Here is an 11,960-nt window from a genome sequence, read left to right on the forward strand (position 1 = left end):
GATGAAGGGTCAACGACTACTGATGCGCCTGGCTGCAGGCGTGTTGCTCAGTACGCTTAGCGCCTGTGGCGCCCTGACCAATATCACCATGCCGGGCAGCGAGCCGGAAGTGGTCAGCCCGAGTGTGCGAGAGAGCTGCTACGGCGCCGGCGATCTGCCGGACTTCACCGGCGAGGACTGCCTGCTGGATGAATGGGTCGCCTTCGCGCTGCAGGCCCAGCGTGGCAACAGCGGCTGGCGCGAAAGCATCCTGTTGCAGCTGGAAGGCAATCGCCACGACCGTCGCCTCGCGCGTGCCATCGTGCTCAGCTGGGGCGATGAATCGGACTGGGAGCTGGCCTCCGACCTCTACAAGGCGGACCTGCCCACCGCCCCGAGCCGCCTGCAGCCGCTGCTTCGTCAGTGGCTCAATGGCCTCGAGGAGCGTCGCGGTCTGATCGCCGAGCGTGACAAGAATGACGGTGCCCGTCGCAAGCTCAGCGCCGAGAACGCCCAGCTGACCAAGAAGCTGGAAGCCTTGACGGCCATCGAAGAATCGATCAATTCGCGCCGCCAGAGCACGCCCTGAACCCTCAGCGGCAGACTCTGGCCACGACCCTGTCACTCAATCCCCGCGATTGCATGACGCAAGACTGTGCGGCCCCGACGTCGATGTCCCAGGCCCTCGGGTGTCGCAAGGAGAGTTAGTGTGAAATACGCACAAGCGCATATTCTGCTCGTCGATGATGATGCGAGCCTGCTCAAGCTGCTCGGCATGCGTCTCGAAAGCCGTGGCTTCAAGGTCACGACGGCCAGCAGTGGCCGCGAGGCGCTCAGCCGTCTCGAAGCCGCACGTCCAGACCTGGTCCTGTCCGACCTGCGCATGGATGAAATGGATGGCATGGCCCTGTTCGGTGAGCTGCAGAAGCGTCAGCCGGGCATGCCCGTCATCCTGCTGACCGCACACGGCTCCATCCCTGATGCCGTCAGTGCCACCCGTCAGGGCGTGTTCAGCTTCCTGACCAAGCCGGTCGACAAGGACGAGCTGTTCGCCGCCATCGATGAGGCGCTGGCCCAGGCGCCGCCCGTAAAGGAGGGTGACGATGCCTGGCGCGCTGGCATCATCACTCGCTCCCCGCAGATGGAGCAGATTCTCGAGCAGGCGCGCATGGTAGCGGCATCCGATGTCAGCGTGCTGGTCACCGGCCCGTCCGGTTCGGGCAAGGAGCTGATGGCCAAGGCCATCCACAACGCCAGCCCGCGCGCCTCGCGTCCCTTCGTCGCCATCAACTGTGGTGCGCTGCCGGAGCAGCTGCTGGAAAGCGAGCTGTTCGGTCACGCCAAGGGCTCGTTCACTGGCGCGGTCAGTGCCCACCAGGGCCTGTTCCAGGCGGCGGACGGCGGCACCCTGTTCCTCGATGAGATCGGCGACATGCCGCTGGCGCTGCAGGTCAAGCTGCTGCGGGCACTGCAGGAACGTCAGATTCGCCCGCTGGGCTCTACCACCTCGGTGCCCATCGATGTGCGCATCATCTCCGCCACGCACCGCAATCTCGACAAGGCGATGCATGACGGCGACTTCCGCGAAGACCTCTACTACCGCCTCAACGTGGTCAATCTGAAGCTGCCCGCCCTGCGCGAGCGTGCCGAGGATGTGCCGCTGCTGGCCAAGTACCTGATCAGCCAGGCGGCCGCGCGCCACAAGCCGTTCGTGAAGGGTTTCTCGCCGGAAGCGCTCAACCTGCTGGCCTCCAGTGCCTGGCCGGGCAACGTGCGTCAGCTGGTCAACGTGGTCGAGCAGTGTGTCGCCCTGACCAGCTCCTCGATGATTCCGGAAGCGCTGGTCTCCCAGGCGCTGGCCGCGGAAGAGAACGCCTTGCCGTCCTTCTCCGAGGCGCGTGCCGGTTTCGAGCGCAGCTACCTGATCAAGGTGCTGAAGATCACCGAAGGCAACGTGACCCAGGCGGCGCGTATCGCCGGACGTAACCGCACCGATTTCTACAAGCTGCTGGGACGTCATGATCTGGAGCCGGGCGTGTTCAAGCCGGGCGCCGAGCAGGGTCCGCCTGACTTCTAGATTTATCGCGTCCGAAGCCACGCGAAAGGCGCAAGGTCAAAAGCGGCTTGGTGTATCGGACGTGAAGCGCTCATGAAAAAGCCCCGTTACCTGTTCAGGTAGCGGGGCTTTTTTCGTCTTGTTCTCGTCATGCCGAGGCAAGACAGGGATCAGGGGCGCGGCTTGTAGCGACGTTTGACCTCGACGGCCAGGCGGCCTTCGCCGAGGCGGATCGAGAGCATCTCGCCGGGCTGGGTCTGGTGGGCGGCGCGAATCACCTTGCTGTCGCCGGGTGACTGCGTCTGGCTGGTGCCGACGCGTTCGACGATGGCGTAGCCACGGTTGAGCACATTGAGCGGGCTGACTGCATTCAGCGCGCGCATCGCGCCTTCCAGACGTTCACGATCAGCGGCCAGACGGCGTGGCAGGGCGTTGTTGAGGCGCGGGGTCAGCATCGCCAGTTGCTGACGATGGCGCTGGATATCGCGCGCGGGGCTGGCCTGCTGCAGGCGGCGGGTCAGCTGGTCGGCCTTCTGCTGCTCGCTGGTCATGCGCATGCGCACTGCGGTGTGCAGGCGGCGTTCCAGCTCACTGGCACGCTGGCGCTGGGTTTCCAGCTCACGGGCCGGATGACGCAGGCGTGAGCGGGCATGATCCAGACGCTGCGCCGCCTGGTCGAGGCGGGCCCGCTGCGCGCGCCACAGGCGCTGCTTGAGGGCGGTCAGTTGCTGCACCTGGGCGCGTTGGTCCGGGTACAGCGCCTCGGCTGCGGCGGAGGGCGTCGGCGCGCGCAGGTCGGCGGCCAGCTCCGCCAGGGTGGTATCGGTCTCGTGGCCGATGGCGGCCACCACCGGCAGGCGCGAGTGGAAGATGGTACGCGCCAGATGCTGGTCATTGAAGGCCCACAGGTCTTCCAGACTGCCACCGCCACGCGTGATCAGCAGCGCATCACAGTCGCTGTCGCGATTGGCCATTGCCACCGCGCGAATCAGCTGCGGCACCGCCTGCGGCCCCTGCACGGCGACCGGCAACACGCTCAGATGCGCCTGCGGCCAACGCTTGCGCGTCACCGCGATCACGTCCTGCAGCGCCGCGCCGGTCGCGGAGGTGATCACGCCCAGATGGCGCGGCGGATGGGGCAGGGCGCGCTGGTTGGCGAACACGCCCTCGGCCGCCAGTTGCTCCCTCAGGCGTGCCAGTCGCGCCAGCCACTCCCCCAGTCCCGCCTGCTGCAACGCCTCGACGATCAGCTGATAGTCGCCACGCGCCTCGAACAGCGACACCTTGGCGCGCACTCGCACCCGATCACCGTCCCTGGGCTTCTCGCGCAGAAACTGGGCACGGCTCTTGAACAGCGCACAGCGCACCTGGGCGTTGTCATCCTTGAGCGTGAAGTAGCAGTGGCCGGAGCGCGGCTGCGAAAAGCCCGAGATCTCCCCCTCGATCCAGAGCTCCCCCAGGCCTCGCTCCAGCAGGCCCTTGGCCTCACGGTTGAGCTGGGTCACGCTGATGGCGTTGGCGGCAGACGAGGTTTCGAACACGCGACATTCCTTGTGCTGGAGCTGACGGGGAGCTCGTGTAAGGGCGACTATTGAAGTTGTGAAGCACTGAAGCTGGTGAAGCACAGACGCTTGTGAAGAGAACAAGACAATGATGCCACAGGCGATGGCGCTGCCACCAAAAAGCCCCCGCACTCCAGAGGGAGAACAGGGGCTTGGGGTTGCTACAGGGCGTACCTTGATCAGGCCGTCTGTGCCTTGCGCTTGCCGAGACGTGACAGCAGGAAGGGCCCGAGCAGCAGCAACAGCGAGGCCAGCCACAGGCCCTGCGAGATACCCGATTGCCACAGGATGCTGCTGTCGCCACCGCTGATGGCCAGGGCGCGGCGCAGATTCTCTTCCATCAGCCCGCCGAGCACGAAGCCCAGCACGATGGTCGCCAGCGAGAAGTTCAGCTTGCGCAGCAGATAGCCCAGCACGCCGATGCCCAGCATCAGATAGATGGCGCCCATGTCGGAATGCAGCTGATAGACCCCGACGAAGGACAGGATGACGATGCCCGGCACCAGCGCCCAGCGCGGAATGGTCAGTACGCGAGCGAAGAAGCCGGCCAGCGGCAGGTTGAGCAGCAACAGCACGATGTTGCCGATGTACAGCGAGGCGATCAGACCGCCCGCGACCTTGGGATGTTCACTGAACATCATCGGGCCGGGGGTGATGTTGTAGAGCATCAGCGCGCCCAGCAGCACGGCGGTGGTGCCGGAGCCCGGAATGCCCAGGGTCAGCATCGGCACGAAGGAGCCCGCTGCGGACGCGTTGTTGGCGGCTTCCGGTGCGGCAAGGCCGCGCATGTCGCCGGTACCGAAGGTGTTGTCCTTGTCGCTGACACGCTTCTCGGTGGTGTAGGAAACAGCCCCCGCCACCGAGGCGCCGGTGCCCGGCAGCACGCCGATCAGGAAGCCGAGCAGACCGGAGCGCAGCATGGCGCCTTTGCAGTAGAGAATTTCCTTCATCGTCACGAAGACGCGACCGATGACAGGCAGAGCGCCGGACTTGCCATGCTGCAGCCGGCTTTCCAGCATCAGCAGGATTTCGCTGATCGCGAACATGCCGATGATCAGCACCACGAAATCGATGCCGTCGTAGAGATCGGGGATATCAAAGGTGAAGCGCTGGATACCGGTGCCGGAATCGACGCCGACGGTGCCGATCAATACGCCGAGGATGGCGCCCAGTGCGGTCTTGACCGGGTCATTGCCCATCATCACCGACATGGAGGCGAAGGCGAACACCATCATGGTGAACAGTTCCGCCGGACCGAACTGCACGGCCACCGTGGCCAGCAGCGGGGCGAACAGGGTCAGGCCCAGGATCGCGATGCTGGCGCCGACGAAGGAGCTGATCGCCGAGATGCCCAGCGCCGGCCCGGCCAGTCCGCGCTTGGCCAGCGGATAGCCGTCGAGGGTGGTCATCACGGCGCCGGCATCGCCTGGCACATTGAGCAGGATGCTCGACATCCGGCCGCCATATTCGGCGCCGGTATAGATACCTGCCAGCAGAATCAGCGCCGATTCCGCTGGCAGGCCGAGGGTATAGGCCAGCGGCATCAGAATGGCGATGCCGTTGATGGGGCCGATGCCCGGCAGGGCGCCGAACAAGGTGCCCAGCAGTGCGCCACTGAAGGCCAGGCCAAGGTTGAGTGGCGTCAGTGCGACGCCAAAGCCCTGGATGATGAAATCAAACATGAGAAAGCCCTCTCGGAATCAGGAAAACCACAGCCCGGTCGGCAGCGAGATTTCCAGCACGGCGGTGAACAGCACATAGCTTGCTCCGGCCATCAGTACGCCGGTCACGCAGGCGGCGCGCCAGCTGGCACCGAACAGTCGTGCGATGGCGGTGATGGCGGCGACGGCCGTGATGGGGTAGCCAAGACGTACGAAGAAGAAGGCGAAGGCGATCAGGATCACCATCACCAGTCCCAGCTGCAGCATCACGCTGGCCGATGGCCAGTCACCTTCTGGGCCGGGGCGCAGGATCAGCACCAGCGAGAAGATGGCCATCAGGATCGAGAGGCCGATGGGAAAGGCCTTGGGGCCTACCGGGTCGTAGGCGAAGGGCACTTCGATACTCAGGGACTGGGCGACGATGAACGCCGCCAGTCCCATCAGGGCGAAGCCCAGGATGCGATCGGCGGCGAGTCTCATTTTGTCAGTCCCACTTCCTTGGCGAGGTCTTTGAAGTCGGCGACCTGGTCTTTCACATAGGTATCGAAATCAGCGCCGAACTTCTGGATCGGGAACAGGCCGCGGGCTTCACGAATCTCGGCGAATTCCGGCTTGTCGTTCAGCTGCTTGAGGCGCTCGACCCAGGTGTTGTAGTCGGCGTCACTGACGTCGTTGCCCATGTAGTAACCGCGCCAGATCGGCCAAGTCACGTCATAACCTTGTTCCGTGGCGGTGGGGATGTCGGCATAGGGGCCGCCCATACGCTCTTCGGACAGCGCGGCCAGCACGCGAATCTTGCCGCTGGAAAGCTGGGCCTTGAGCTCGGACAGGTCACCGGTGAAGACCTTGATGTGATTGCCCAGCAGAGCGGCCAGTGCTTCACCGCCGCCTTCGAAGGACACATAACGCAGCTTGCGCGGCGAGACGTCGACGGACTTGGCGATCAGCGCGGCCTTCATCCAGTCCTGGCTGCCCACGGTGCCACCGGCGCCGAAGGGAATCTCACCGGGGTGGTCCTTGAGGTCCTGCATCAGCTCATCGAGGTTCTGCCACGGGGCATCGGCGCTTACCACCACCGCGCCGTAATCGACGCCCAGCGCGCCGACCCAGCGCACGTCATCGGCGCTGTACTTGCCGAACTTGCCCAACGCCAGATTGACGGCGGCGCCGGTACTGGCGGCCACCACCAGATTCGGGTCATCGCTGCGCACGCCGATGATGTGGTTGTAGGCGACCGCGCCGATGCCGCCCGGCATGTAGGTGACCATCATCGGGGAATCGATGACGCCGGTTTCCAGCAGGCCGTTGGCGGCCAGGCGGCAGGTGAGGTCATAGCCACCGCCGGGCTTGGCCGGGGCGATGCATTCACTCTTGTCGGCGGCCGCCGCAGGCATGGCGACCAGGCTTGCCGCGGCCAGCGCGATGGGGGCAGTCATCGCGGCGACGAGGCGCAGCGGCGTGAATTGGCGCAGCGGCGTGAATTGGCGCAGTGATGAAGGCAGGCGTCGAGTCTGGGGCATGGTGTGCTCCTGATGGCTGTTGTTTTTGTCTTCGCAGCGCCTTTTGCTTTATGTTCTTGGCGGCAATGGCGCTGGCTGGGCAATGCATCGCAGGCGTGGATGCGATACCGGCATGGTATGAGCGCGACCTTTCATCAACCTGTCACTTTCCCTTCACCTTACTGAGACTTTGGACGCATGCGCCTGCTCGTCGTCGAGGATGACCCCCTCATTTCCAGTACCCTGCAGCGCAGTCTGACGGCGCTGGGCTATGCCATCGATGTCTTCGATAGCCTCGCCCCCGCTCGGGACGCGGCGCGCCAGGGCGGCTTCGATCTGATCCTGCTCGATCTCGGCCTGCCCGATGGACAGGGCATGGACCTGCTGGCGGAGCTGCGCCAGCGCAATGACCTGACCCCGGTGCTGATCATCACGGCGCGGGACGGCGTCGATGACCGCGTGCGCGGGCTGGATCTCGGTGCCGATGACTATCTGGCCAAGCCGTTCTCGCTGGTGGAGATGGAAGCGCGCGTACGTGCCTTGCTGCGGCGCAGTCAAGGGCGCAGCGACAACAGCGTGCGCTTCGGGCCGCTGTCGCTGTCGACCAGCAGCGGCATGTTCACGCTGTGCGAGACGACGCTGGACCTGCCGCCGCGCGAGCGCCGCCTGCTGGAAAGTCTGATGCTGCACGCCGGCAAGGTGGTGTCGCGCGAGGTGATCGAAGGCAAGGTGTTCGGCTATGGCGAGGTGGGCTCGAATGCGCTGGAGGTCTACATCAGTCGGCTGCGCAAGCGCCTGACGGGCAGTGAGATCCAGATCCGCACTCTGCGCGGGCTGGGCTATCGGCTCGAGCTGATCGACGCCGGATGATCATTCACGGCAAGCTGCGCAATCGCCTGCTGGGCTGGCTGCTGAGCATGATGCTCATCGTCGGCGGCCTGTTGATGATGGACGCCTGGGTGACCAGTCAGCGCTCGGCGCAGCGTGCCTTCGACAGCCAGCTTGAAGATGCGCTGTTGACCATGACCGAGGCCATCCAGTGGCAGGATGATCAGCCACGCATCATGATGCCGCCCGCCGCGCTCAAGATTCTCTCCACGCGCCATCAGGAGCGCGTCTTCTACCGTCTGATCGATGATGAGGGTCGGGTACTGGCAAACAACCTCGACATTGCGCTCTCCGCGAAACTGCAGCGCGAGGCAGCCGAAGGCGATGTGTGGCACAACATCCACTATCAGGGCGTCGAGTGGCGCCTGCATGCGCGTAGCGTGCGCTCGGCGGGCTGGGAGCGGCAGTTCCGCGTGCAGGTCTGGGTCGGACATACCATCGAAGGGCGTGAGCAGCTGGCGCGAGAGCTTCTTACGCGTGCCATGGGGCGCATTCTGGTGATGGGGCTGTTCGCCGCCATGATGATCTTCATCACCCTGCGCCTGGCGTTGACGCCGCTCAAGCGTCTGCGTCATCAGCTGCGTCGCCGCCAACCGCAGGATGCCAGCCCGCTGTCGGGCACCATGCCCGAGGAGATGCGCGAGCTGACCGATACCCTGGAGCAGCTTTTCCACCGCCAGGGGGAATCCCGCGATGCGTTGCTGCGCTTTACCGCTGATGCCAGCCATCAACTGCGCACACCGCTGGCCGGCGTGCAGAACGCTGCTGAATTCGCGCTGAGCAGTGACTCGCCGGCGCAGTGGCATCAAGCCTTGAGCGATATCCATGCCAGCGCCGCGCGCACCAGTCGTCTGGCCGGGCAGTTGCTGAACCTGACGCGGTTGCGCCATCTGGCATTGCCCACGCAGCAGGACGCGCTGGATCTCGCTGACTTGCTGCGCAGCGTGGTGCTGGAGTGGGTCGATCACGACCTCGCGCGCCAGCATGATCTTGGGCTGGCCGAGCTGCCGGCACAGCCAATCTGCGTGATTGGCGAGCCGTGGGCGCTGCGCGAGATGATCGGCAATCTGATCGAGAATGCGCTGCGCTACACCCCGGCAGGCAGCGAGATCACCCTGGGACTGAGCCTTGAGGCAGAGGGCGGGGGAGTGGTGCTGAGCATCGAGGACAACGGCCCCGGCGTCGACCCGCAGATGCTGGAACGACTCTGTCAGCCCTTCGAGCGTGCAGGGCGTCAGGACACCGATGGCTCGGGGCTGGGGCTGGCGATCGTCGAGACGATTGCCCTGCGTCATCAGGCCGAGTTGCAGGTCAGCAATCGCGATGCGGGAGGGCTGTGCGTGCACATTCGCTTTCCGGGGAGACAGTCATGAAGTTCACGCCTGACAGGCCGCTCGTCATGGCCTTCGCTATCGTTCCCTCCATCGTTCATATCATCGCTCCCACACGGGCACGCCGGGCCATGTATCGTCTGCTGCTCGCGCTGTGGGCCAGTGTGGCCATTCTCGCGGCGGCGATGCCAGTCAAGGCGGCTGCGGCGCCCACCCAGGCTCGTCTGGTGATCGAGGCGGCGATGGATCGCGAGGTCGCGGCGCCCCTGCTGGCGGCCTTCACGCGGCGCTATCCCGACGTTGAGCTCGATTACCGTGACCGAAGCTCGATGGCCGTCAATGCTCGAGCCCAGCAGCCAGACCCTCGGGTTGACGTCATTCTCAGCTCCGCGATGCCGTGGCAGGTGGCGCTGGTCAATCAGGGGCTGGCGCAGCGACTCGACAGCGACGAGGCGCGGCAATGGCCACAATGGGCCAAGTGGCGCGATGAGGTCTTCGCCTTCACCTTCGAGCCCATCGTGATGGCCTACCGGCTGGACCTCGCCGCCAGGATGCTGCCGCCTGTCTCGCATGCCGATGTCCTGAATCTGTTGACGCAACACGCCGAGACGCTGGCCGGGCGGGTAGTGGCCTATTCGCCCTCCAAGAGTGCGCTGGGCTATGCGCTCTACCTGCAGGATTCCCGTTATTCGGGGCGCTTCTGGAAGCTGGTCGCGGCGTTGGGACGGGTTGATGCCACCCTCGAGACCAGCACCCAGCGCATGCTGGAAGGCCTGAGTGACGGGCGCTACTGGCTGGGTTACAACCTGCTGGGCTCCTATGCGCTGCAATGGGCGCAGACGCATCCCGACATCATCGTGCAGATGCCCTCTGACTATGCGCTGATCTCGATGCGCACCGCCTTCATCCACCGCGATGCCCCGCACCCGGAACAGGCGCGCGCCTTCATCAACTTCCTCATCGGTCGCGAAGGTCAGCATGTCGTGGCTGGCGAGACGCCGCTCTACAGCATCCGGGACGATATCGTCGGCCCTTTCACCGCCCAGTCACTGCGTGATCAGGTCGGTCAGCGGCTGTATCCGCAGCCGCTGGATGCCTCTTCGCTGAGCATGCTGGACACCGCGCGTCGCAATGACTTTCTGGCCCGCTGGTTCGATGCCTATTCGGGTGGCGCCCCGACGCCCTGATGGCCGCCTTCGCAGTGGCAGGCAGTCGTTACGCTCTCACCGCCCGCCAGCCCGCAGGCCGCGCCATCCGTGGCTTTAGTTGACCAGATGGTTAGTGCCGCCGGGACGTGAAGTTGCGAGTTTGATAGCCTGCGACGTTTGTCTCGGGCGGGGCGAATGGGTTATCATGGGTGATTACCTCGCAGCAACCGCTAGAACCGTAGTCATGGCGCCTGTCCATCGGGCCCTGCACTGCGGCTTTCGCGCATCCCTCATAAACTGCTACTGGGCGTTCGACATGCTACGTATAGCGCAAGAAGCTCTGACGTTTGATGACGTTCTTCTCGTCCCCGGCTACTCCGAGGTCCTCCCCAAGGACGTCAGCCTGAGATCACGTCTCACACGCGACATCAGCGTCAATATCCCGCTTATCTCCTCTGCGATGGATACCGTCACCGAAGCTCGCCTGGCCATCGCCATGGCGCAGGAAGGTGGTGTCGGCATCATCCACAAGAGCATGAGCATCGCCCAGCAGGCCGCGGAAGTCCGCAAGGTCAAGAAGCACGAAAGCGTCATCGTGCGTGACCCGGTCACTGTCAGCCCGAAGGCCAAGATCCAGGATCTGCTGGCAATGTCCGAGGAGCATGGCTACTCCGGCTTCCCGGTGGTCGAGGGCGAATACCTGGTCGGCATCGTGACCGGTCGCGACATGCGCTTCCAGCCTGACTTCAGCGATACCGTCGCCGGCATCATGACCGGCCGCGAGAAGCTGGTCACCGTGCTGGAAGGCACGCCGCTGGACCAGATCAAGGCCAAGCTGCAGGAAAGCCGTATCGAGAAGATGCCGATCGTCGATGACGAATTCCGCCTGCGCGGCCTCGTCACCGTTCGCGACATCGAGAAGGTCAAGACCTACCCGAACGCGGCGAAGGACAGCAACGGCAGCCTGCTGGTCGGCGCCGCCGTCGGCACCGGCCCGGAAACCCCGGACCGCGTCGCTGCACTGGCCGAAGCCGGCGTTGACGTCATCGTCGTCGACACCGCTCACGGTCACTCCAAGGGCGTGATCGACCGCGTCGCCTGGGTCAAGGAGCACCACCCGAAGATTCAGGTCATCGGTGGCAACATCGCGACCGCTGAAGCCGCCATCGCCCTGGCAGAAGCCGGCGCAGACGGCGTCAAGGTCGGCATCGGCCCGGGTTCCATCTGCACCACGCGTATCGTCGCCGGTGTCGGTGTGCCGCAGATGAGCGCCGTCGCCAACGTCGCGGACGCCATGGCCAAGTACGGCGTGCCGGTCATCGCCGATGGCGGTATCCGCTTCTCCGGTGACATCGCCAAGGCCATCGCCGCAGGCGCCAGCATCGTCATGATCGGCGGCCTGCTCGCCGGGACGGAAGAAGCCCCGGGCGAAGTCGAGCTGTTCCAGGGTCGTACCTACAAGGCGTATCGCGGCATGGGTTCCATGGGCGCCATGTCCCAGACCCAGGGTTCCAGCGACCGTTACTTCCAGGACAAGAATGCCGGCGTCGAGAAGCTGGTACCGGAAGGCATCGAAGGCCGCGTGCCCTACAAGGGCATGATGAGCGCCATCGTGCACCAGCTGATGGGCGGCCTGCGTGCCTCCATGGGCTACACCGGTAGCCAGACCATCGAAGAGATGCGCACCGTGCCGCAATTCGTGCAGATCACCGGTGCCGGCTTCGCCGAATCCCACGTCCACGACGTGCAGATCACCAAGGAAGCGCCCAACTATCGGCGCGACTGATACATAGCGAAGCGCGACGCAAAGCGGGAGCCCAACACGGGTTCCCGCTT

Annotated in this window: 10 protein-coding genes; 6 read left to right on the forward strand and 4 right to left on the reverse strand. The window is 64.8% G+C overall.

Annotated features, from left to right (window positions below; all coding sequences use genetic code 11):
* Window position 1 precedes the first annotated feature (1 nt).
* Window positions 2–568 carry a hypothetical protein gene (locus HA399_RS01945; protein ID WP_404325866.1) on the forward strand — a complete coding sequence of 189 codons (567 nt, stop codon included), beginning with the start codon at window positions 2–4 and terminating at the stop codon, window positions 566–568.
* A gap of 120 nt (window positions 569–688) precedes the next feature.
* The gene (gene glrR / locus HA399_RS01950) at window positions 689–2,056 is read left to right on the forward strand and encodes a two-component system response regulator GlrR (RefSeq protein WP_054555312.1); all 1,368 of its coding nucleotides are present in this window, start codon (window positions 689–691) and stop codon (window positions 2,054–2,056) included.
* A gap of 149 nt (window positions 2,057–2,205) precedes the next feature.
* Here glrR and xseA read toward each other — a convergent pair whose 3' ends face one another.
* The 4 genes from xseA to HA399_RS01970 all read right to left on the reverse strand — a co-directional run bounded on the left by xseA (window position 2,206) and on the right by HA399_RS01970 (window position 6,778).
* Window positions 2,206–3,576 (reverse strand): exodeoxyribonuclease VII large subunit, encoded by a 1,371-nt coding sequence (gene xseA / locus HA399_RS01955; protein ID WP_404325868.1) that lies wholly within the window; start codon window positions 3,574–3,576, stop codon window positions 2,206–2,208.
* A 200-nt stretch (window positions 3,577–3,776) separates the two neighbouring features.
* The gene (locus HA399_RS01960) at window positions 3,777–5,279 is read right to left on the reverse strand and encodes a tripartite tricarboxylate transporter permease (protein WP_107335583.1); all 1,503 of its coding nucleotides are present in this window, start codon (window positions 5,277–5,279) and stop codon (window positions 3,777–3,779) included.
* Between the two features lie 18 nt (window positions 5,280–5,297).
* Window positions 5,298–5,738 (reverse strand): tripartite tricarboxylate transporter TctB family protein, encoded by a 441-nt coding sequence (locus HA399_RS01965; RefSeq protein ID WP_107335582.1) that lies wholly within the window; start codon window positions 5,736–5,738, stop codon window positions 5,298–5,300.
* Window positions 5,735–6,778 (reverse strand): Bug family tripartite tricarboxylate transporter substrate binding protein, encoded by a 1,044-nt coding sequence (locus tag HA399_RS01970; protein WP_404325870.1) that lies wholly within the window; start codon window positions 6,776–6,778, stop codon window positions 5,735–5,737. The genes HA399_RS01965 and HA399_RS01970 overlap by 4 nt, the downstream gene beginning before the upstream one ends.
* A gap of 177 nt (window positions 6,779–6,955) precedes the next feature.
* Between HA399_RS01970 and HA399_RS01975 the strand changes: the two genes are divergently transcribed.
* The 4 genes from HA399_RS01975 to guaB all read left to right on the forward strand — a co-directional run bounded on the left by HA399_RS01975 (window position 6,956) and on the right by guaB (window position 11,910).
* Window positions 6,956–7,627: a response regulator gene (locus HA399_RS01975; protein ID WP_107335580.1), complete on the forward strand. Its 672-nt coding sequence runs from the start codon at window positions 6,956–6,958 to the stop codon at window positions 7,625–7,627.
* A complete protein-coding gene (locus tag HA399_RS01980) occupies window positions 7,624–9,018 on the forward strand; it encodes an ATP-binding protein (protein WP_404325873.1) in 1,395 nt (464 codons plus the stop codon). Before HA399_RS01975 ends, HA399_RS01980 begins: the two co-directional genes overlap by 4 nt.
* Window positions 9,019–9,044: 26 nt before the next feature.
* Window positions 9,045–10,163 (forward strand): ABC transporter substrate-binding protein, encoded by a 1,119-nt coding sequence (locus HA399_RS01985; RefSeq protein ID WP_404325874.1) that lies wholly within the window; start codon window positions 9,045–9,047, stop codon window positions 10,161–10,163.
* A gap of 277 nt (window positions 10,164–10,440) precedes the next feature.
* Window positions 10,441–11,910, forward strand: coding sequence for an IMP dehydrogenase (guaB, locus tag HA399_RS01990; protein WP_404325875.1), 1,470 nt, complete (start codon window positions 10,441–10,443; stop codon window positions 11,908–11,910).
* Window positions 11,911–11,960 lie beyond the last annotated feature (50 nt).

It is taken from the genome of Cobetia sp. UIB-001 (assembly GCF_044789135.1).
Lineage (GTDB): Bacteria > Pseudomonadota > Gammaproteobacteria > Pseudomonadales > Halomonadaceae > Cobetia > Cobetia amphilecti.